The sequence below is a fragment of the Rickettsia endosymbiont of Lasioglossum villosulum genome, assembly GCF_964026455.1.
Classification (GTDB): Bacteria; Pseudomonadota; Alphaproteobacteria; order Rickettsiales; family Rickettsiaceae; genus Rickettsia.
This window is the reverse complement of sequence record NZ_OZ032152.1, coordinates 1,362,128-1,382,006: the sequence shown is the minus strand read 5'-3', so window position 1 is coordinate 1,382,006 and position 19,879 is coordinate 1,362,128. Positions and strand designations below refer to the sequence as shown.

The following is a 19,879-nucleotide window of genomic DNA, read 5'->3' as shown; positions in this document are numbered from 1 at the left end:
ATCTCATGCCAAAGTCCTGAGATTGCCACGCAGCCTACGGCTGCTCGCAATGACATCCATTTACAAAATTAATGGCAATCTCAATCCCTTTACCATCTATTGAATGGCTAAGTCTTGTTAATTTATGCCCGCTATGAGGTATATGATATTTGGATAAATAGTGCGAGGCGTTATACATTTCATTAACGCTTACTACCTCATCTAGCTCTCCATGAATCAAACATATAGGTGTGGTCTTATTATTAATCTCAGCAGGCGGAATTAATGCACCCGAAAAACCTACAGTACAATAAAACGGGTCTTTTTGAATGAGAGTTAAATATAACCCGATCATAGTACCTTGAGAAAATCCAATAATTATCGTATCTTTATTGGTTAAATTTAGCTCTTCTTGTTTTTGCTTTATGATATCTTCAAGCTTAGAAATATTTTTTACCAGAAGCTTAGATATAATATCAGAGTTACGATCCTGTAAACTAAACCATTGTCTGCCATATGGATCCATATCATAAGGCTCGATGCCATGCGGCGAAATAAAATGACAATCTGGTAAATCGTCTTTAATATATGGTACTAATCCTATTAAATCGTGACCGTCCGAACCGACACCATGTAGCAATACTACTAGCTTTTTTGCTGGTTGTTCTAAACTTGCTATTTCAGGATATTCAAAATTTTTGTTCATGATTCAAACCCGTCATACCGCGACTTGATCGCGGTATGACAATATTATTTCAGCATCTTCTCGAGTTCACCGCTATTATATAGTTCTGTTACGATGTCGCAGCCACCAACTAATTCGCCATTAACATATAATTGTGGGAATGTTGGCCAATCGCTAAAAATTTTTAAAGACTCACGCAATTCAGGGTCTGATAGAACATCAATATCACGAAATTCTGTTCCTAGCTTAGTCAAAATAGCAACTACTTTACCGGAAAACCCACACATAGGAGCTTCCTTAGTGCCTTTCATAAATAATACTACTTTATTATTTTTTATCTCATTTTCTATAAATTTAAAACTTTTATTTTCTAACATTAAAAACCTGATATGTTTAATTTTATTTGTAACATTATACACTATGCAAGCAGAAATAGTTAATAAAATCTTTGAAGTTTTTAGCAAGAATAATAAAAACCCAAAAACTGAGTTAGTTTATAAAAACGATTTTACCCTATTAGTAGCGGTAATATTATCAGCTCAAGCTACTGATGTGTCAGTGAATTTAGCGACTAAATCGCTGTTTGAAACTTATGATACACCAGAAAAAATTTTAGGGCTTGGTGAAGAGGGCTTAAAAAAATATATAAAATCTATTGGGCTATTTAATAGTAAAGCAAAAAATATCATCGCTTTATGTCAAATATTGATAAGCAATTATGATAGCAAAGTGCCAAATAATTTTGAAGAGTTAGTTAAACTGCCTGGTGTTGGAAGAAAAACTGCAAATGTTGTACTTAATTGTTTATTTGGCTTACCGACAATGGCAGTTGATACGCATGTATTTAGAGTAGCAAAAAGAATAGGGCTTGCTAAAGGTAACACTCCTGAAGCAGTTGAAAAGGAGCTACTGCAAATTATCGATGCAAAATGGCTAAGCCATGCTCATCACTGGCTAATTCTGCACGGCAGATATATTTGCAAGGCAAGAAAGCCCGACTGTGAAATCTGCCCTATCAAAAAATATTGTGAGTATTATAGATTAGCTGCTAAAATAATTTAGCAATTTGGGACATAGATAAAAACAGTTTATCAGGATTATCTAAAAATTCATTAAATCCATATTTTTTATAAAAGTTCCGTGCCTCTATATTTTTTGCTTCAACAATAACAGCAAAAGCTGCAATACCTGATTTGTAAGACTTATAAAGAGCATTCATTAAAAGTAACTTACCAATTTTGTTCTTTTGATATTTTAAATCAATAGCAAGTCTACCTATTAATATAGCAGGCAAATATGGGTAACAAGGTAACTTTTTTTTATAATCTTTTGATATTTCTTATACATCAATTCTGTTAGAAGATAGAGTATAATAACCTATTACTTCTTTTTGATCTTCTGTGCTACAAATATATACCGAAGTTAAATATCTTTTTAAATCTTGAGAAGCATATTTTCTTAAATAATCATTTAGTATATTTTCCCCACAATCAAAATTTTTATTAAAAGAAAATATTTTAAGTTCTGAAAGCAGTATCATTGTAGATTAGGTAATTTTAAGAATTCTTTTGCTGCTTAAAAGTTGCGTCTGCTTCTTTTTTAGCACTAGCAATGATAAAATTAGTTAAACTAGTACCTTGCATTTTTGCTGCTTTTGAAAATAAATTTTTTAACTCAGGGCTAATTCTAGCTTCTAATCGTGCTGAATGGTTGGTGTTACTATCACTAAATTCTTCTTTTATTTTAGCTTTCATAAATGACCTAAGAAACAATTTATACTTTTACAGTATACGGCAAATTGCCGTATTATTCAAGTGTATTTTAACTAAACCTATTATTCTTTGGGAAGCCCATAGGGGGTAGTTTACCGGTGCTACCTCGTTTACCTAAAAAGGCAATAATATTCTTCTCAAGTTTCACTTTCCCATTACTATTCCAGCTTAAGCCATCTGCCCTATTAAATATTTTAATATATAAAAGCTTTGCGTTTTTAAACTTTTGTAGCGTTACGCCTTGTCCTTTCTTCATTTCCGGTATTTCATCGATATTAAACACCAACAACTTGCGGCTTTCACCAATGCAAGCAACGCTATCGCCATTAACCGGTAAACAGGCTATACATGTATGACCATCTGGCACATTCATAATTTGTTTACCACTTTTTGTTTGAGCCATTACCTCGTTTGAATTAACCACAAAGCCTTTACCTATGCTGCTTGCAAGCAATAAAAGCTGATCTGGTTTATAGACTAAAATCTCAGTAATATCATTATTGCCTATATCTACAAGCAATTTTATAGACTCACCCGTGCCTTTGCCTTTAGAAATATTATCGGCAAGGAGGGTGAAAAATCTTCCTTCTGAGCTGATTATCAATATTTTATCGGTTGTGTAAGCCTCTAAAATAAACTTTTCTGCATCGCCCTCTTTATATTTAATACTAGATAAATCGTTATTATGACCTTTTAGCGAACGCACCCAGCCCATTTTCGAGCAGATAATAGTGATCGGTTCTTTAGTGATAAAAGCCGTTATGTCAACTACTTGATTCGTCAGCGTCACTTCTTCAAAACTAGTTCGCCTCGCTCCTATCGTAGTATTTAAGCCGAATTTAGCCTGCACAGCTTTTATTTCTTTTTTAACGACTTTCCATAGCTCTTTTGGATTATTTAAGATTTCTTCAAGTATTGCTTGTTGCTTTTGCAAATTACTATGTTCAGTTATAATTTCTTGCTCTTCAAGTTTACGAAGTGAACGTAGGCGAGTATTTAATATTGCCTCTACTTGAATTTCGGTTAGTTTAAAACGCTGCATCATTATCGCTTTCGGCTCATCCTCTTCACGGATAATTTTAATGATCTCATCAAGGTTCAGATAAGCTATTCGTAAACCCTCTAGGATTTCCAAACGATGCTTTATTTTGTTTAATAGATAAGTTGATCTACGAGTAATAATATTTTGTCTGTGGCTTAAAAACTCTTGCAGAACCTCTAAAATATTCATCACTTTCGGCACGTTATTACTACCGATGACATTCATATTTAGCTGGATACGGCTTTCAAGATTTGACAGCTTAAATAAGGACTCCATAACGATTTGCGGGTCACAGCTGCGATCTCTTGGCTCGATAACAAGCCTGATAATATCGGTTGACTCATCCCTGATATTGCTAACAAGCGGTATTTTTTTATCTTTTAGCAATATCGCAATTTGCTCTATAAGCTTTGACTTCTGAACTTGATAAGGTATTTCGGTTACAACTATCTGATATACGCCATAATTTAGCTCTTCTTTTTCCCACCTAGCTCTTACCCTAAAGCTACCGCGTCCCGTCATATAGGCACTAGTGATAACATCGCTTTTATCGATAATTATACCGCCGGTTGGAAAATCAGGTCCTTTAATGAAATTCATCATGTCGCTAATTTCGGCTTTCGGATGATCGATTAAATGCACTAAAGCATCACAAAGCTCATGCAAATTATGCGGTGGAATATTAGTTGCCATACCGACCGCTATGCCCTCTGAGCCATTAGCAAGCAAGTTCGGAAAGCTTGCCGGCATTATAACTGGCTCTAAATCGGAATCGTCGTATGTTGGACGGAAATCTACCGTATCCTTGTCAATATCTTCCATAAGAAGCGTACATATTTCCGTCATACGTGATTCGGTGTAACGCATCGCAGCCGCATTATCGCCATCAATAGAGCCGAAATTACCTTGTCCGTCAATTAATGGATAGCGGAGGGAAAAATGTTGAGCAAGACGCACTAAAGTATCATATACTGCAACATCACCGTGTGGGTGATATTTACCGATTACGTCACCGACTACCCTTGCACATTTCTTATAGCCCGAATTCGGTTCAAGTCTTAGCTGCAACATTGCGTATAATAACCGACGATGTACAGGCTTTAACCCGTCACGTACGTCAGGAAGCGAGCGGGACATGATCGTTGACAGTGCATAAGCAAGATAACGCTCGGATAAAGCACTAACAAAGTCAATATTTTCTATTTTAGCTTCTTTCATAATTTATTTAATTTTTTTGTTGCATGACTCTTAAAATTTCATTGCGAGCGACTATAAGGAGCGTGGCAATCTCATAAGGGTTTCTGAAATTGCTTAGTCGCTATGCTCCTCGCAATGACAGGAGGAGTTCCCCAAAAATCTTCGTGCTTTATCCAATGTTTAGTTTCTTCCAATCTTTTATCTGCGAGTTTTGAAAAATACATATCTTCTTCAAGTGTAATTTCATCAAAATCTTCTTCCTCTGTTGTCATAAATTATTCTTACTAAATATTAAATAAAGAGTTGGGTAGACGAGTATACTACTTCAACACACAGCTTTGTTTATTCTGTGCCAGTTTCTTACAAACTGCTTTTGCTTGACTAAGGTTATCATAGTTACCAGCTAATATTAAATAGAAAAATTTTCCATCGTCACATTTAACTTTTTGAGTAGTGATAACAGCGTTTTTTAGGATTTTTGGAAATTTCTTTTTTATTCTCTCACCTTCATTTATTGCATCTGCTTCCGATTTTACTGAGCCAAGCTGCACTTTATAGCTATTTGAATTATTAGAACTTTTTATATTTTTATTGCTATCTGTACTTTCTTTATCACGTTTTATTATATTTAAACCTGTATCCTCTTTTTGTGAAGTATTATTTGGTTCTATTAAAGAAAGTAGATTTGATATGTCATCCGAAGAATCTATATCAAAAGGGTCATCATTTTGATTGCGTGAATTTATATTAACAGGCTTTTCAGGTTCAGGAAGAAGTTTTGCATTTTTAGGGTTGGTATTTTTAGAAATAAGGTTTTCGTATATAGTGCTATGCACCACAGACGGCATAATATCTTCTACTTTAGAGGGTTTTATTTTTGTAGGTAGTTCGTCTGCATAAATAGTAATTACCGGCTTGCTATCTTGATAATATTGATAAGCAAAATAAATAGCAGCAATACATATCAAAAACACCAAACATATTTTAGTAAAAATATTATTAATCATAATTAATTAGTAAATGATAAAGTAGGTACAGGTAGACGTCATTGCGAGCGACTGCAAGGAGCGTGGCAATCTCATAAAACCTCCTGAGATTGCTTCGTCTCTATGCTCCCCTCGCAATGACGATGGTATTACATCCTTTCCATCGGTTCTACGCCTATAACCTCAAGACCGCTAGCTATAATTTTCTGTATGGCTTTAGCAAGAGCAAGGCGTGCTGTTGTTAACTCTACATTATTTTCTATTATGAATCTATAATCGTTATTTTCCTTACCAAAGTTCCATAAAGCATGAAATTTTGAAGCTAGATTTATCAAATAAAATGCCACTCTATGTGGTTCAAAATATTTTGCTGCTGTTTCCAAAGTTTTTGTCCAGCTAGCTAAGAGCTTTATTATCTCAATCTCTTCTTCCGATGATAATAACGATAAATCATATGTGCCAGCTTCAAAGCTATTATAAGATTGCGGAATCGTTTCCATAGCTTTCGATAATATCGATAGCGTTCTAACATGTGCATATTGGATATAAAATATAGGATTTTCTTTAGATTGTTCTTTTACTTTTACTAGGTCAAAATCTAGCGTCTTATTATTTTCTCTTGTTAACATCATAAACCTTATAATGTCTTTGCCTACTTCATGATTTACGTCTTGCACGCTAGCGAAAGTTCCAAGACGTTTCGACATTTTAACCGGCACACCATTTTCAACAAAATTTACTAATTGGCAGATTTTAACATCAACTTTAACCTGCTCTTTGCCTAGAGCTTTAACAATCGCTTCAATTCTTTTGACATACCCGCTATGATCAGCACCAAGCACATAAATTAAGTGATTTGCTCCTCTATCTATTTTATCTTTTGCATATGCAAGATCGGAAGCGAAATATGTCCAACTTCCATCGGCTTTCCTTATAGGGCGATCTTGATCGTCACCGTATTTGGTAGACTTAAATAATTCTTGGGTTCTGTTTTCCCATTCTGCGTGGACTTTACCTTTGGGAGCAGGTACACTACCCTCATAAATTAACCCCATATCGGTTAGTAATTTAACAGTTTTTTCTATTTTACTATTATCGTGTAATGTCTGCTCGGAAAAAAATACATCGTGTTTAACGCCTAGCTCTTTTAAATCTTCTTTATTTAAATCTAGCATTTTTTGAATGGCAAAATTTTTAACTATTTTAAACCTTTTTGGCTCATCCATATTTAATAATTTATCACCGTATTCTTTAGCTAGGGCTTGCCCGACAGGAATTAGATATTCCCCTGGATATAACCCTTCAGTAATAGTAATTTTTTCGCCTAAAGCTTCCCTATAACGTAATATTACTGTGCTTACTAAATCATTTATTTGTGAACCGGCATCGTTAACATAATATTCTTTCGTAACAGGATATCCTACTTTTTTTAAGATATTTGCAAGCACATCTCCATATACTGCACCTCTTGCATGCCCTATATGCATTGGTCCGGTTGGATTAGCTGAAACATATTCGATATTGATATTTTTGTTTTTATCTATGTCAATTTCAAAAAATTTAGATTCGTTTTGTAAAATATCTTTAATTGCAGTGTGCCAGCTATCAGCTTTAATAGTAAAATTAATAAACCCGGGTCCGGCTATTTCTATACTTGCGATATATGGTAGCTCATTAAGAATTTCTTTGAATTTTAATGCAACTTCACGAGGAGGAACGTTTTCTTTGGCAGCAATAATCATTGCGATATTACTTGATAAATCGCCGTTAAAGCTATCTTTCGGAGTTTCAATACTAGCGTGATTTGCTATTTCAGAATTATTATATAACTGCGTACTTGCAGTAATTATATCGTGTTTTAGTTTGTTAAATATATTCATGATTAAGTTTTAAATATTATTAAAGTTCAGTGAACAAAGTTGGTTATACTCTTGAATAGCAAAGCGATCAGTCATACCGGCTATATAATCGGCAATAATTCTAGCTTTACTATTCAGATTGTTAGAATCTATTTGTATCTTCCAATTAACAGGCAGTAAATTAACATCTTCCATATAAACCTTAAATAAGCCTTGCACGATCTTAGTACATTTAAGGCTGATTGCAGTAATCCTATTACTTTTATAAACCCGCTCATGTAAAAACTTTTTAATCTCTTTAATACGCTCGTTAGTTTTTTCTGTAAAATCGACTATTTGATAATTTAGGTTACGTATTTCATCTATATGAGTAATTTTTTCTTTATTTATATTAGTCTTAGTTTGCCATAATAAATCGGTAATGAGTTCATGCATTAGCTTGCGTACTACTTCATAGATTAAGCAAGAGGAGCTTATATTTTTATATTTTGATTTAAGTTCAAAAACATGTTGGTCGATATATTTAAGCTCAGCAAGGTTATTAAAATCGATAATTTTAGCACCGATACTATCTTCCAAATCATGCGAAATATAGCTAATATCATCGGCGAGTGCTGCTATTTGAGCTTCAGCAGAAGCGTAAGTATTAAGCTCTAAATCATTTTGGCTATTATACTCTTCTATATACTCATTTACCTCGCCGCTTATAGGACCATTATGCTTTACTATCCCTTCTAAAACTTCCCAAGTAAGGTTTACTCCTCTATAAGCAGCATATCTTTTCTCAAGTAAAGTTAATATTTTCAGAGATTGAGCATTATGAGAAAAGCCGTTATGCTCTTTCATACACTCATTCAAAGCTCGCTCTCCCGCATGACCAAAAGGTGTATGACCAAGATCATGAGCAAGTGCTATGGTTTCGGTTAAATCACTTGAAAGATTTAAAGTGTTGGCAATCGAGCGAGCGACTGTTGAGACTTCTAAAGAATGAGTTAGCCTATTTCTATAATGATCGCCCTCATGGTTGATAAAAACCTGAGTTTTATACTGCAAACGCCTGAATGCGTTAGTATGGATAATACGATCACGATCACGCTCAAACTCGTTGCGGTAAGATGTCGGTATCTCTCTGTATAATCTTCCCCGACTTTTAAGCGGATCAGAAGCATATGAAGCTAGCATTGTTGTCCTTATCTCTATGTTATTTTATTGTGGTACTAGTGTTTCCTGCGTGGATCAGTTTTTCCGTCATTGCGAGGAAATTACGAAGTAATTGTACGTACGCAATCCAGTGAAAAATGCTAACTTATAGCATTTTTTATTATTTTCTCTGGATTGCCACGCTCATTTCATTCGCTCGCAATGACAACTCTCGATCCACGTTGGCAATGCCGCCACGGGATGACATCAAACATATTTCTTGAGCCATGCGGGCAAGACCAGTTCCTCGCAATGACGTTGAAGCTTAACCCACACAACAACGCTACCTTGAAAAAATATGAAATATTAGGTATATTATATAATTTATAAGATTTTTACAAGGTTATTTTAGTGACAATCACAATTACCGATAGAGCTTTTGAGCGGGTAAAGGAATTAATAGAGTTAGAAAAAGATAAGGATTTAGTGCTGCGAGTATCCGTTGATAGCGGTGGTTGCTCTGGGCTAATGTATAATTACGAACTAGTTTCCAAAGATACTATAGAAAAAGACGATTATGTTTTTACTAAACATAATGCTACTGTTATTATCGATCCTATTTCTCAAAAATTTATGTTAGATTGCACTCTTGATTTTATAGAAGAGCTAGGCAGTTCATATTTTAATGTTAGTAATCCGCAAGCTAAAGCAAAATGTGGCTGCGGCAATTCTTTTGCGGTGTAATGTTATCCAGTGGGTTGTTGTATAGATCAAGAATCGTCATTGCGAGGAGCGAAGCGACGTTGCAATCTTAGGAATTTTATACTACCTCATAAGATTGCCGCGTCGAAACTTGCAGTTTCTCCTCGCAATGACTTTTATTAGAACTTAAGTTTTGTACCAATCAGACCAACAGTACCTTTAGTTTTCTTGTTAGGAGCTTCAGGATAATATACTGGTTTACCTTTAGCTTGGAAATGTGAAATTTCTGCATATGGTAATAAACCTGGCATAATTTTATATTCTGTAGCTACAGTTATAGTATCCACAGTGTTCTTATATCTTGAAGATTTAAAATAGCTAAGGCTTATTTTAATAGGACCTTGACCATAAGCGATAGCTCCGTTGTAATAATAAGTATTACGACCATTTTTATGGTATTCAGGAGTTGTTAAACTTTTTCCTAGATTGCCATAAGAAGCACCGCATGAGAAATTACCATATGTAAAAACTGCACCAAGATTATAAGCTTTTAAGTTAGATAGTTTATAAGGTTTTAATACAGTATATTCTTTACCTGTTCCTTTGGAACGAACAGCAAGGCGAGCAGGTTTACCATATTCACCGGTAACGGATAATTTTAAATCTGCATCTTCACCAAGTGCATGCTCATAAGTTAAACCACCAGATACTGAATCTGTAACATTTTGATTAATAGTAATAACTTCACTGTTTTCTACATTGTAACGCTTTATGCCAGTGTTAACTGTAGTAAGACCGGTAACTGAATTGTCAAATGCCACATTATTTATATTTTTATTACCACCTGTGTTAGCAGAATCAGGAGTATAAGATATACCGGCTTGAAAACCTTTCATTTTAGGGGTGTAGAAGCTAATCTTTCTAGCTGCCTCAGCTTTAACATTAAATTCATCAAAATTGTTAGAAAATGACTCTATATAAAAGCTAGGACTGGTATCAAAATCGGGTTTTAATTTTTCATATTGCATGTATTGACTACCAACGTTAATATATCTCCAATATCCACCTGTTCCAGCAGCTACTTGACCACCAGTAATACGAAGTTTATTACCTGCATCATAAGGAGAACCGAGTTCTACTTTACCGTAACTAGTTTCAATAAAGATGTGAGAACCATTATAAGATGTAGATGTTTTTGATCTTGTAGTAGGTTGTAATACTATTTTAACCCCACCTATTACATCATTTATAGTTTTAGTTATAGTAGCCGCAAATGCTGCCTCTGTATAAAACGCTGTTTTTTTCCTATTATCACTTAAATTTTCAAATTCACCTAAACGATTTTGATTCGAGAAACCACTTTCAAATAGATAAAAACCTTCTAATTTTATTTCAGAATCAGAACTAGAAATGACAGGAGTAGTACTTCCTGAGGCAAAACTGGTAGTAGATGCAAGACCAATAATACTTGCTAATAATAACTTTTTCACTTTAAAACCTCATATATTTGTGAAACTAATATGCTATAATTAAGGTTATTATGTTATAGCGGCTAAATTAATTTATGCTGAGTATAATATAATTTTTAAAACTTACAATAAATAAACATATTTTAATTTGTAATTATTTATTTATAGATATATAATGTTGTATTATTACAACTTATGTTATTATAAGTGGTTCAAATTTAAAGCAATTACAATTTTAAATAAACATAATTACTTTGTATTAAAAATAATTATCAGTTATATTTTATAGTTTAACTAAATAATAAATTTATTATGTCTATAATGTCGGATAAATGGATAAGGGAAGCTGTTATAAATCATAAAATGATTGAGCCTTTTGCAGAAAAGCAAGTAAGGGTTAAAGATTCAGAAAAAATTATTTCATATGGTTTATCTTCTTATGGTTATGATGCTAGAGTATCAAATGAGTTTAAAATATTTACAAATATAAACTCTACTATGGTTGATCCTAAAAATTTTGATAAATATAATTTAGTTGATAGAGAAGTAGATGTATGCATTATCCCACCCAATAGCTTTGCACTTGGAAGAACTGTGGAATATTTTAAAATACCACGTGACGTATTAGTTATTTGTGTTGGTAAATCTACTTATGCAAGGTGCGGTATAATAGTAAATGTTACGCCTCTAGAACCAGAATGGGAAGGGCATGTAACGCTAGAGTTTTCAAATACTACACCGCTGCCGGCTAAGATTTATGCAAATGAGGGGGCTTGTCAATTTTTATTTTTAAAAGGTGATCAAATTTGCGACTTATCTTATGCAGATCGTCAAGGAAAATATATGAAACAATTAGGTGTAACTTTGCCCTTAACATAATTGTTACTTTTTTTGTTGCAAGATACATGTAAATTATTTTATATAAAAGCATGTTAATTTTTACTTTAAGATAACATAAAGTATAATTTTTTATAATATATTTAATAACCATTTTTCTTAATAAAGGATTTTATGAGTACAATAAATACCGATGCAAACGAGGCAATGCCTCATATTTCTGTTAATGCACAATATATAAAAGATTTATCTCTTGAAAATCCTGATGCTCCATCTTCTTTGGCAGCTTTAGAACATAGACCTCAAATTGATTTGTCTCTTGATATAAATATCACTAATCTATCAGAAGAAAATTTTTATGAAGTCGAATTAAATATTGAAGCAGTAGCAAGAAATGAGAAATATAAATTATTTCAAGTAGAGCTAAAATATGCAGGTGTATTTAACTTAATTAATATTGCTCCTGAGCAACATCAAATTTTGCTATCAGTCCATTGTCCGGCAATGATATTTCCATTCGCTAGAAAAATTATAGCAAGTTGTACTCAAGATGCGGGATTTCAACCTTTAATGATTGATCCGATAGATTTTGGAGCTTTGTACCATAAGAAAATGTCTGAGCATCAGAACTAAGAACCTTTTAGTTATTAGGGAATCTTACCTTTTACTTAATTAATTGGCATGGTTTTTAAATCAAAGATATACTTTAATAGTAAAAATTTTATCAATATAATTAAAAATTCTTTACTTACGTTGCTAATAAATGTATAAAGCACTAATAAAAAATTATAATTTAGTTAACAATAATTAACTGTAATTAAATTATAGCACGAACATAAAAATTGAATTTTAGGAGAAAATAAAATGAGAGTTTTATTAATTGAAGATGAACCAGAAATGGCTAATCTAATTGAGCTGACTTTAGCTTCAGAAGGAATAGTTTGCGATAAAGTTTCGGTTGGTTTAGAAGGTTTAAGATTAGGTAAACTTGGTAGGTATGATCTAATGATTTTAGATTTAATGTTACCTGATATTAATGGTTTCGAAATATTACTAAGATTGCGTGCAGCAAAAATAAAAACTCCTATCTTAATCTTATCTAGCTTAACTGATACAGATCAAAAGATTACTGGCTTTTCTTCAGGAGCTGATGACTACTTAACTAAACCATTTGTTAGAGAAGAGCTAATCGCTAGAATTAAAGCTATAGTTAGACGTTCTAAAGGGCATGCTGCATCAGTATTTAGATTTGATAAAGTCAGTGTAAATTTAGATACTAGAAGTGTTGAAATTGATGGTAAAAAAGTACATTTAACCAATAAAGAATATGCTATTTTAGAACTATTAATATTGCGTAGAGGAACAATTTTAACTAAAGAGATGTTCTTAAATCATTTATATAGTAGTCTTGATGAGCCTGAAATGAAGATCATCGATGTATTTATCTGTAAATTGCGTAAGAAATTAAGCGATGCTGCTGGTGGTAAAGACTATATAGATACCGTTTGGGGACGTGGTTATATGCTAAAAGAGTATGATGAGAATGGACATAAGGAAGCTTTAGCCCAAGGAGCATAGTGTCTTTTCATTTAGAAATAGGTGTTGTTGTATGAATACTAAGTCGTCATTGCGAGCAGCTGTAGGCTGCGTGGCAATCTCATGAAGTAGTATAAAACTCCTGAGATTGCGGCATAAATGCTACGCATCTCCTCGCAATGACAAAAAAACTTTTCATTTACTTAATATATTATGACATTATCTAATTCCGCTCTTGGTAAAAAAAGTACTTATAAAGATACTTATGATCCAACCTTATTATTTAAAATCCCACGCATAGATAATCGTAAAGAATTAGGTCTAATTAATGATAAGCTTCCATTTTTTGGCATAGATATTTGGAATGCTTATGAGCTATCTTGGCTTGATAAAAAAGGTAAGCCTTGTGTTGCGATCTTTACTTTTTTTGTGCCAACAACTTCTTCTCATATTGTAGAATCTAAATCAGTAAAGTTATATCTTAATTCTTTTAATAATTTTGCTGTTGATTCCATCGATGAGTTAAAAAAAATTATTTTGCAGGATTTAAGTAATAATACACATGCTGAAGTAACAGGAGAAATATTTCCTATAAATACAAAAATAGAATTTGGTGAACCAAGCGGCATTAATATTGATGATTTAGATATAGAATTTAGTGATTATGGTCCACCTAATAATAGCTTGATTAAACATGAAGATGTTTTAGTAGAGGAAGAACTTAATTCTAATTTACTAAAATCAAACTGTTTAGTAACAGGGCAACCGGATTGGGGAACAATAATTATAAAATATAAAGGAAAAAAGTTAAAACACGATGCACTTCTAAAATATTTAATATCTTTTAGAAATTGTAATGAATTTGCCGAACAATGTGCAGAGCGTATTTTTACTGATATCAAAAATGCTATAAATCCTGAATTTCTTTCTATATATATAATATACACAAGACGAGGTGGAATTGATATTTGCCCATATCGTTCTACTGATTCAAACTATACTCTACCGAGTTCTAAAAGACTAATTAGGCAGTGATATAATAGTACCGGACAGTTTTTATTCTATGTCATTCCCGCTTCTGCGGGAAAGCATTGCCCGTATGGATCGAAAAGTGTCCTAAGGTAGTCATCCCGTGGCGGCATTGTTGCGTGGATACCAAATCGTCTGAGCTACGCGACTGCAAGGAGCGTGGCAATCCAGAAAAAAATAATAAAAAATGTTATAAAGTTAGCATTTTTCACTGGATTGCGTACGTACAATTACTTCGTAATTTCCTCGCAATGACGACTCTCAATCCATGCAACAAAGCCTACTGTGGCTTAGGAACTAGATCCAGAAAATAATAAAAAATACTAATTTTATTAGTATTTTTAACTGGCTCTAGTTCATAAATCACGGGATGACAATTGGGAAACCGATCTATGAGGGCAAGCCTTAAGCGGGAATGACATAGAATAATATACCAATGATACCGGGTAATTACTTCCAAATTCGCTTGTATCGACCTTTATGGAATGCTATACTTTATCCATTAAATTCTTAGCTATGTCAGTTTCTGAGAGATTATTATTTTTGGTTGAGTGAAAATATTCTGAAACAAGTTTAACGACTTCATCAGAAAATTCATCTTGTAATTCTTTACTTGCTAATAATTTTTGGCTTTCAATTAATTTAATAGTTTCAACTTTCTTATGCTCTAAAAATTCTTCAATTTCTTTAGTTTTTTCTTGAACTATTTTTTCTGTGATTTCGTTATTTTCTTTTGTCATTTGAAGTTGCAAAGCTTCTAAATTTTTTATTTGCTCTTCAGTTTGTTCAAATAATAATTTTGCATCATCTTTTAATTTTTCAGCTTTTAGAACTCTCTCTTGTACTTCTAAAACTTTCGTATCCAAAGATTTTAAAATTGCTTTTTTTGCTGGTCTATAAATTAAATACACAAAAATTATAAAACTAATAGCAAGCCAAAAGCTTTCATCTAGAAAATGCATTATTATTGTATTTTTATATTTTTTAGTAAATTTATATCTGCTTTAGTGCCAGTGATTTTTTTGATAATACTAGCAGCAAGTATTATAGTCGCATCTACTTTACTAGTTCTAAATTTTTCTGCAACTAATTTTATATCTTTAATATTTTGATTTATCAGCTTTCGTAGGTTTTGTTCTAAATTAGTTTTTTTAATCAAAAATTCTGCCTCTAAAGAATCTATTTTTTCTTTTTTTAACCTATCTATTTCAGTACTTATTCTTGTTATTTCTTCATTATAGTATTTATTTAACTTTTCGATTTCTAAAGCTAATTCATCGGCTTTTGCAATATTATCTTGAATATTGGATTGTCTATTATTTAAAACTCTTTCAATTTTAGGAACTATAAATTTGTAGACAAAAATATATAATAAGCTAAAAGTAACTATTAGCCAAAAAATTTGTGAATAATATGTATTAATATCAAATTGAGGCATATTATTTAAAAGCAAATTTTAGGAAAAGATAAGTAGCATTGCGATTACAAAAGAAAACAGCCCCATTGCTTCAGCAAGACCTGCACCAATAAGTGCCATTCTCTGAAGCTGTTCGGTAGCTGAAGGATTTCTAGCTATTGAATTAAGTAGTGAACTAAATATATTACTGACGCCTAAAGCTGCACCAAGCATTCCAATAGCCATACAACCAACACCGATGAACTTTAAAGAAACCATATCCATAAAAAAACTCAACTTTAATTAATTAAAAAACTCTAGTGTAAATTAACTGCATCATTAAGATATACACAAGATAAAATAGTAAAAATATAAGCCTGAAGAATTGCAACAAAGATTTCAAACCCAATTAATATAACCATAAGAGGTATTGGTAGAAATTTCAAGTAAATCATCAATGTTACAACAAAGCTAGCAATTACTTTTAATAAAATATGACCTGCCATCATATTTGCCGCAAGCCTTAAGGATAAACTAGCCGGTCTTGCTAGATATGTAAATAATTCAATTATGATCATTAGTGGGGCAAGCCATAGAGGCGTACCGTGGGGCAAGAAAAGTGATAAGAAACGCATACCGTGCTTTACAAAGCCAACTATAGTCACCATTAAAAATACTAGAATTGCTAAAGCGAAAGTAATAATGATATGGCTGGTAATAGTAAACCCGTAAGGTATCATGCCAAATAAATTACAAAATAAAATAAAAACAAATAGAGTGAAAATTACAGGAACAAACTTGCGTCCTTTACTGCCTACATTCTGATTTAGCATATCAGTTACAAGGTTATAGATTATTTCGCCACTTATTTGTAACCTTGATGGTACTAACCTAGGATTTGAAAAAGCCAAGTAAAAATAAGTTAAAGCTAAAACACTAGCAAGTAGCATATAGGCAGCTGAATTAGTAAAGCTAATATCGAAATCCATAACTTTAATTTCTATCAGCTTTTTTATATCAAATTGTACTAAAGGATTATGAAGCATTTTGTTATTTCTTACTGATTAGCCTTTGCCTGACTATATTAAATCCTGCTATAATTCCGATTATAGTAAATATAATAATAAATAAAGGTTTAGAATGAAAGAATTTATCAGTTAATAAACCAATAACAAACCCTACCATTGTTCCCGAAACTAAGTCTATAGCTATAGTAAACGGACTTATTTCCTGTTGCAAGTTAGAATTAGGAGTTTTATCAATTTTTAACTGATTAATTCTTGTCTTAATATCTTTTAATTTATCATTATCCACTATAAATCTATTTTATTTTTTGATTCTTCTATGGCTTTATCTATTGCTGCTGAAATACTGTTTATGCTATAATTCTCAGTTTGTACTCCGTTAACAAAGAAAGAAGGAGTTCCTATAAATTTTGGTGCTTTTGTTATAAAATTAGTATTAGCAATTAAGGTTTCAGTAATTTTATCATCGCTCAAACATTTTTTATATTCTTCTGGAGTAACGCCGCCAAGCTGACCTATATCAGTTAATAACTCTCTATATTTATTGCTAACTGACCATTTATCTTGCTGCTTTAACATAATATCATGAAACAGCATAAAGCTATTTATATCACCTTTGCAACGTGCTAAAATAGAAGCATCTAAATCTTGTTTAGTAGCAATAAATTCTCTAGTAACATATGCTATTTTATTAGTATCTATATATTTTTGCTTAAGTTCAGGAAAAATTGTAGAGTGATAATAAGCACAATGTGGGCAAGTAGGAGAGAAATATTCAACTACAACTATTTTAGAGTCTTTATTCCCAAGAACCATATCATTTTCATCTATCTTAAAAGTAACCTTAAAAGTTTTTACTTCAGGCTTTTGCTCTATTTGTTCTTGCACAGCCGGAGTTATTGTTTCGGTTGTTTGATTGTTGTTTTCATCTGAAGTTGAAGCATGAGCTGGAGTTATGGATTCAGATGATTCTTGCTCTACTACTTTCTCTTCTGAGCAACCACTCAAAAGCAATAGAAATATTAACGTAATAAAACTATTTCGCATAATTTAACCCTTTATAATATTGATTTAACAATACAATAAGGTTTTATTTACTTTATTTCAATAGTAAATAAATTTGCTATATAAAATTATCTGCTTTATCATTTAAGCAAAATGTGTTATGCTAGACAGGATAATAGTCTAACATTGGATTCTTAAGCACTAAGAATTACTACGGAGGAATTAATAATGGTAAATATAGCACAATCCGAAGACAAAACAGAACAACAAAAATCTGAGTTTAAAATAGGACAAAGAATTGTTTATCCTGCACATGGAGTAGGTGAAATTACAAATATAGAGAACCATACTATCGCAGGTACTGAGATAAAGGTATATGTAATCTCTTTCCCTCAAGATAAAATGACTCTAAAAGTACCAGTTAGTAGAGCTACAGTTGTAGGACTTAGAGCAGTTGCGAGCAAAAAAGATCTAGATTTAATATATTCTACCCTTCAAGGCAAGCCAAAACAGGGTAATAGAATGTGGAGTAGAAGAGCTCAAGAATATGAAGGAAAGATTAATTCAGGTAATATTGTGGCAGTTGCTGAGGTATTACGTGACTTACATAAAAATGTCGATAATGACCGTTCTTATAGTGAAAGAACTCTTTATGAAGCAGCTCTAAATAGACTTGCAGGTGAACTTGCTATTCTTGAGAACATAGATTCATCTGAAGCTATTAACAAGTTAGTGGAAGTATTACGCGAAAAATTGGTGGCATAGTATACCTTTGATACTTCAAGATTTGGTAAGTCAAATTTCGGGATTCGTCTTTGCTCACGTATTAATATACGCCTAGCTTGACTCACCACTTATTTGACTACCAACTTTTGAAGTATCTGCGGTATATTCGATAAAATTGGCGTCGTCGTTTTATAAGTACTGCGGTACTCATGCCTTAAGTAACGGTTTCATTCCTCGTTTTATAAACGATAGTACCGGATAGTTGTTTCGAATGACATAGTAGCCATATAATAACATTAATTTTTCCTCGCAATGACGAAAAAACAATCTGATCTCGATTTGTGTAAGAAAAGCTTTTCAAAGAGTAGCTATTTCAAACAATCATTATCTATTCTTGCAAATGTTAAATAATCAAGTCATATTAAATAGTGAAGAAGAAACAAAAAATTTTGCTAGAGCTTTTGCTGCAACCTTAAAGCCTAATAATATTGTGTTATTAAATGGTGATCTTGGAGTAGGTAAAACATTTTTTTGTCGTGAAATTATTAAACATTTCTGTAGTGAAAACACCTCAATTATAAGCCCAACCTTTAACTTATTACAAACATATAAAGCACCTCATTTTACTATCTATCATTATGATCTTTATCGCCTAAAATCACCTGAAGAAATTTATGAATTAGGGCTTGAAGAGGCATTAAGCGGTAATTTAACCTTAATAGAATGGTCTAAAATTATTAAACACCTCCTACCTATGCCTTTAATTGAAGTAAATCTAGAACTATTAGATGATAATAAACGTTTATGTAATATATACCTTTGATACTTTAAGATTTGATACATCAAATTTCGAGATCCGTAGTAGCCACGTACTTCTGTACACTGTGCAGGCTTACCGCTTATTTGACTTCTAGCTTTTGAAGTATTGCAGTATGATCATTTATACGGTATCAAATTTTATTTATTTCTTACAATTTATTCAGATGTAGGTGACCTTATATGTCATTCTTAGCAACGGTGCAGTAGTGTTCGGAAAAATTGGAGTATTATTAAAACCGTCATTGCGAGCGGTCGTAGACCGCGTGGCAATCCAGAAAAATAGTAAAAAATAACTAATTTTAGCATTTTTTACTGGATTGCTTCGTCAATTACTTCGTAATTTCCTCGCAATGACGACTCTCAATCCACGCAACAATGCCACGCGGGAATGACATAGAATAAAAACTGTCCGGTACTATTGGCTTGACCAAGGTATCTTATATTACGGACTGTGACTTAAGATCCCGCGATCAAGTCGTGGGATGACATTTTAAGGCTTCTGGCTCTAGTTCATAAATCACGGGATGACAGGGGAAAATGATCTATGCTGGCAATATTTTCTCGCAATGATGATTTTAATAATATTACAATTTTATCCGGACACTATCGTACTTCTGCGGGAATGTCATTGTAAGTATTTTTCGATTCGTACAACAAAAACAGGTGCTGCATGAC

General features: G+C 32.6%; 25 protein-coding genes and 1 pseudogene. 8 read left to right on the top strand and 18 right to left on the bottom strand.

Translation table 11 applies throughout. From position 1 onward, the window contains the following. Nucleotides 1-34: 34 nt before the first annotated feature. Together AAGD49_RS06870 and grxD are read right to left on the bottom strand one after the other, a co-directional pair. Nucleotides 35-685, bottom strand: coding sequence for a dienelactone hydrolase family protein (locus AAGD49_RS06870; RefSeq protein WP_341788486.1), 651 nt, complete (start codon nt 683-685; stop codon nt 35-37). Between the two features lie 44 nt (nt 686-729). Next, on the bottom strand, nt 730-1,041 hold the full coding sequence (grxD, locus tag AAGD49_RS06865; protein ID WP_341788485.1) for a Grx4 family monothiol glutaredoxin: 312 nt from the start codon (nt 1,039-1,041) through the stop codon (nt 730-732). Between the two features lie 43 nt (nt 1,042-1,084). Between grxD and nth the strand changes: the two genes are divergently transcribed. After that, nucleotides 1,085-1,726: an endonuclease III gene (gene nth, locus AAGD49_RS06860; protein WP_341788484.1), complete on the top strand. Its 642-nt coding sequence runs from the start codon at nt 1,085-1,087 to the stop codon at nt 1,724-1,726. Here the strand turns inward: nth and AAGD49_RS06855 are convergent. From AAGD49_RS06855 to AAGD49_RS06820, 8 genes are all read right to left on the bottom strand, one after another. Next, nucleotides 1,713-1,958, bottom strand: coding sequence for a GNAT family N-acetyltransferase (locus AAGD49_RS06855; RefSeq protein WP_341788483.1), 246 nt, complete (start codon nt 1,956-1,958; stop codon nt 1,713-1,715). The two genes, nth and AAGD49_RS06855, sit on opposite strands and share 14 nt — an antisense overlap. Before the next feature lie 45 nt (nt 1,959-2,003). Then, a complete protein-coding gene (locus AAGD49_RS06850; protein WP_341788482.1) occupies nt 2,004-2,204 on the bottom strand; it encodes a hypothetical protein in 201 nt (66 codons plus the stop codon). Nucleotides 2,205-2,220: 16 nt separating this feature from the next. Further along, nucleotides 2,221-2,418: a DUF1778 domain-containing protein gene (locus AAGD49_RS06845; RefSeq protein WP_341788481.1), complete on the bottom strand. Its 198-nt coding sequence runs from the start codon at nt 2,416-2,418 to the stop codon at nt 2,221-2,223. A gap of 67 nt (nt 2,419-2,485) precedes the next feature. Beyond that, entirely contained in the window at nt 2,486-4,696 is a 2,211-nt protein-coding gene (gene parC, locus AAGD49_RS06840) for a DNA topoisomerase IV subunit A (protein ID WP_341788480.1), read from the bottom strand. A 71-nt stretch (nt 4,697-4,767) separates the two neighbouring features. After that, nucleotides 4,768-4,947: a hypothetical protein gene (locus AAGD49_RS06835; RefSeq protein ID WP_341788479.1), complete on the bottom strand. Its 180-nt coding sequence runs from the start codon at nt 4,945-4,947 to the stop codon at nt 4,768-4,770. Nucleotides 4,948-4,995: 48 nt separating this feature from the next. After that, nucleotides 4,996-5,682 (bottom strand): SPOR domain-containing protein, encoded by a 687-nt coding sequence (locus AAGD49_RS06830; RefSeq protein WP_341788478.1) that lies wholly within the window; start codon nt 5,680-5,682, stop codon nt 4,996-4,998. Nucleotides 5,683-5,810: 128 nt separating this feature from the next. Continuing rightward, nucleotides 5,811-7,541: an arginine--tRNA ligase gene (gene argS / locus AAGD49_RS06825; RefSeq protein ID WP_341788477.1), complete on the bottom strand. Its 1,731-nt coding sequence runs from the start codon at nt 7,539-7,541 to the stop codon at nt 5,811-5,813. A gap of 9 nt (nt 7,542-7,550) precedes the next feature. Beyond that, nucleotides 7,551-8,702: a deoxyguanosinetriphosphate triphosphohydrolase gene (locus AAGD49_RS06820; RefSeq protein ID WP_341788476.1), complete on the bottom strand. Its 1,152-nt coding sequence runs from the start codon at nt 8,700-8,702 to the stop codon at nt 7,551-7,553. A 369-nt stretch (nt 8,703-9,071) separates the two neighbouring features. Here AAGD49_RS06820 and AAGD49_RS06815 point away from each other — a divergent pair, with 369 nt between their 5' ends. Further along, nucleotides 9,072-9,404, top strand: a complete 333-nt coding sequence (locus AAGD49_RS06815) for an iron-sulfur cluster assembly accessory protein (protein ID WP_341788475.1) — start codon at nt 9,072-9,074, stop codon at nt 9,402-9,404. A gap of 137 nt (nt 9,405-9,541) precedes the next feature. Here the strand turns inward: AAGD49_RS06815 and AAGD49_RS06810 are convergent, their stop codons facing one another. Beyond that, nucleotides 9,542-10,852, bottom strand: coding sequence for a porin (locus AAGD49_RS06810; RefSeq protein ID WP_341788474.1), 1,311 nt, complete (start codon nt 10,850-10,852; stop codon nt 9,542-9,544). A gap of 291 nt (nt 10,853-11,143) precedes the next feature. Between AAGD49_RS06810 and dcd the strand changes: the two genes are divergently transcribed. The 4 genes from dcd (at nt 11,144) to queF (ending at nt 14,239) form a co-directional block, all read left to right on the top strand. Beyond that, entirely contained in the window at nt 11,144-11,710 is a 567-nt protein-coding gene (gene dcd, locus AAGD49_RS06805) for a dCTP deaminase (RefSeq protein WP_011477948.1), read from the top strand. A 132-nt stretch (nt 11,711-11,842) separates the two neighbouring features. Continuing rightward, nucleotides 11,843-12,301: a protein-export chaperone SecB gene (gene secB / locus AAGD49_RS06800; RefSeq protein ID WP_011477947.1), complete on the top strand. Its 459-nt coding sequence runs from the start codon at nt 11,843-11,845 to the stop codon at nt 12,299-12,301. A gap of 231 nt (nt 12,302-12,532) precedes the next feature. Next, nucleotides 12,533-13,246 carry a response regulator transcription factor CtrA gene (gene ctrA / locus AAGD49_RS06795; protein ID WP_011477946.1) on the top strand — a complete coding sequence of 238 codons (714 nt, stop codon included), beginning with the start codon at nt 12,533-12,535 and terminating at the stop codon, nt 13,244-13,246. A gap of 171 nt (nt 13,247-13,417) precedes the next feature. Continuing rightward, on the top strand, nt 13,418-14,239 hold the full coding sequence (queF, locus tag AAGD49_RS06790; RefSeq protein WP_341788473.1) for an NADPH-dependent 7-cyano-7-deazaguanine reductase QueF: 822 nt from the start codon (nt 13,418-13,420) through the stop codon (nt 14,237-14,239). A gap of 482 nt (nt 14,240-14,721) precedes the next feature. Here the strand turns inward: queF and AAGD49_RS06785 are convergent, their stop codons facing one another. From AAGD49_RS06785 to AAGD49_RS06760, 6 genes are read right to left on the bottom strand one after another with little or no spacing between them, the layout of a single operon-like run. Next, nucleotides 14,722-15,195, bottom strand: a complete 474-nt coding sequence (locus AAGD49_RS06785; RefSeq protein ID WP_016948594.1) for a F0F1 ATP synthase subunit B — start codon at nt 15,193-15,195, stop codon at nt 14,722-14,724. 2 nt (nt 15,196-15,197) lie between these two features. Continuing rightward, nucleotides 15,198-15,671 (bottom strand): ATP F0F1 synthase subunit B', encoded by a 474-nt coding sequence (locus AAGD49_RS06780; RefSeq protein WP_341788472.1) that lies wholly within the window; start codon nt 15,669-15,671, stop codon nt 15,198-15,200. Between the two features lie 18 nt (nt 15,672-15,689). After that, complete coding sequence (locus AAGD49_RS06775; RefSeq protein ID WP_011477942.1) at nt 15,690-15,914, bottom strand: F0F1 ATP synthase subunit C; 225 nt, start codon at nt 15,912-15,914, stop codon at nt 15,690-15,692. A gap of 32 nt (nt 15,915-15,946) precedes the next feature. Continuing rightward, complete coding sequence (locus AAGD49_RS06770; protein WP_341788471.1) at nt 15,947-16,675, bottom strand: F0F1 ATP synthase subunit A; 729 nt, start codon at nt 16,673-16,675, stop codon at nt 15,947-15,949. A gap of 4 nt (nt 16,676-16,679) precedes the next feature. After that, entirely contained in the window at nt 16,680-16,943 is a 264-nt protein-coding gene (locus AAGD49_RS06765) for an AtpZ/AtpI family protein (protein WP_341788470.1), read from the bottom strand. Continuing rightward, nucleotides 16,943-17,701 carry a DsbA family protein gene (locus AAGD49_RS06760; protein WP_341788469.1) on the bottom strand — a complete coding sequence of 253 codons (759 nt, stop codon included), beginning with the start codon at nt 17,699-17,701 and terminating at the stop codon, nt 16,943-16,945. Before AAGD49_RS06760 ends, AAGD49_RS06765 begins: the two co-directional genes overlap by 1 nt. Before the next feature lie 186 nt (nt 17,702-17,887). Between AAGD49_RS06760 and AAGD49_RS06755 the strand changes: the two genes are divergently transcribed. Then, on the top strand, nt 17,888-18,424 hold the full coding sequence (locus AAGD49_RS06755; protein WP_341788468.1) for a CarD family transcriptional regulator: 537 nt from the start codon (nt 17,888-17,890) through the stop codon (nt 18,422-18,424). On the opposite strand, the pseudogene AAGD49_RS06750 reads toward AAGD49_RS06755, so the two are convergent. Continuing rightward, nucleotides 18,424-18,553, bottom strand: a pseudogene (locus tag AAGD49_RS06750) (palindromic element RPE5 domain-containing protein); the annotation flags it as partial. The gene AAGD49_RS06755 and the pseudogene AAGD49_RS06750 overlap by 1 nt on opposite strands. A gap of 232 nt (nt 18,554-18,785) precedes the next feature. On the opposite strand from AAGD49_RS06750, the gene tsaE reads away from it, so the two are divergent. Next, a complete protein-coding gene (gene tsaE, locus AAGD49_RS06745; protein ID WP_341788467.1) occupies nt 18,786-19,208 on the top strand; it encodes a tRNA (adenosine(37)-N6)-threonylcarbamoyltransferase complex ATPase subunit type 1 TsaE in 423 nt (140 codons plus the stop codon). The last annotated feature ends 671 nt before the right edge of the window (nt 19,209-19,879 follow it).

Bases quoted from the DNA above. Each gene is read 5' to 3' on its own strand.
- AAGD49_RS06760 (WP_341788469.1), bottom strand. From the start codon at position 17,701: ATGCGAAATAGTTTTATTACGTTAATATTTCTATTGCTTTTGAGTGGT.
- queF (WP_341788473.1), top strand. From the start codon at position 13,418: ATGACATTATCTAATTCCGCTCTTGGTAAAAAAAGTACTTATAAAGAT.
- grxD (WP_341788485.1), bottom strand. From the start codon at position 1,041: ATGTTAGAAAATAAAAGTTTTAAATTTATAGAAAATGAGATAAAAAAT.
- AAGD49_RS06755 (WP_341788468.1), top strand. From the start codon at position 17,888: ATGGTAAATATAGCACAATCCGAAGACAAAACAGAACAACAAAAATCT.
- AAGD49_RS06770 (WP_341788471.1), bottom strand. From the start codon at position 16,675: ATGCTTCATAATCCTTTAGTACAATTTGATATAAAAAAGCTGATAGAA.
- tsaE (WP_341788467.1), top strand. From the start codon at position 18,786: ATGTTAAATAATCAAGTCATATTAAATAGTGAAGAAGAAACAAAAAAT.
- secB (WP_011477947.1), top strand. From the start codon at position 11,843: ATGAGTACAATAAATACCGATGCAAACGAGGCAATGCCTCATATTTCT.
- AAGD49_RS06775 (WP_011477942.1), bottom strand. From the start codon at position 15,914: ATGGATATGGTTTCTTTAAAGTTCATCGGTGTTGGTTGTATGGCTATT.
- parC (WP_341788480.1), bottom strand. From the start codon at position 4,696: ATGAAAGAAGCTAAAATAGAAAATATTGACTTTGTTAGTGCTTTATCC.
- ctrA (WP_011477946.1), top strand. From the start codon at position 12,533: ATGAGAGTTTTATTAATTGAAGATGAACCAGAAATGGCTAATCTAATT.
- AAGD49_RS06820 (WP_341788476.1), bottom strand. From the start codon at position 8,702: ATGCTAGCTTCATATGCTTCTGATCCGCTTAAAAGTCGGGGAAGATTA.
- nth (WP_341788484.1), top strand. From the start codon at position 1,085: ATGCAAGCAGAAATAGTTAATAAAATCTTTGAAGTTTTTAGCAAGAAT.
- argS (WP_341788477.1), bottom strand. From the start codon at position 7,541: ATGAATATATTTAACAAACTAAAACACGATATAATTACTGCAAGTACG.
- AAGD49_RS06780 (WP_341788472.1), bottom strand. From the start codon at position 15,671: ATGCCTCAATTTGATATTAATACATATTATTCACAAATTTTTTGGCTA.
- AAGD49_RS06870 (WP_341788486.1), bottom strand. From the start codon at position 685: ATGAACAAAAATTTTGAATATCCTGAAATAGCAAGTTTAGAACAACCA.
- AAGD49_RS06845 (WP_341788481.1), bottom strand. From the start codon at position 2,418: ATGAAAGCTAAAATAAAAGAAGAATTTAGTGATAGTAACACCAACCAT.
- AAGD49_RS06850 (WP_341788482.1), bottom strand. From the start codon at position 2,204: ATGATACTGCTTTCAGAACTTAAAATATTTTCTTTTAATAAAAATTTT.
- AAGD49_RS06785 (WP_016948594.1), bottom strand. From the start codon at position 15,195: ATGCATTTTCTAGATGAAAGCTTTTGGCTTGCTATTAGTTTTATAATT.
- AAGD49_RS06830 (WP_341788478.1), bottom strand. From the start codon at position 5,682: ATGATTAATAATATTTTTACTAAAATATGTTTGGTGTTTTTGATATGT.
- AAGD49_RS06835 (WP_341788479.1), bottom strand. From the start codon at position 4,947: ATGACAACAGAGGAAGAAGATTTTGATGAAATTACACTTGAAGAAGAT.
- dcd (WP_011477948.1), top strand. From the start codon at position 11,144: ATGTCTATAATGTCGGATAAATGGATAAGGGAAGCTGTTATAAATCAT.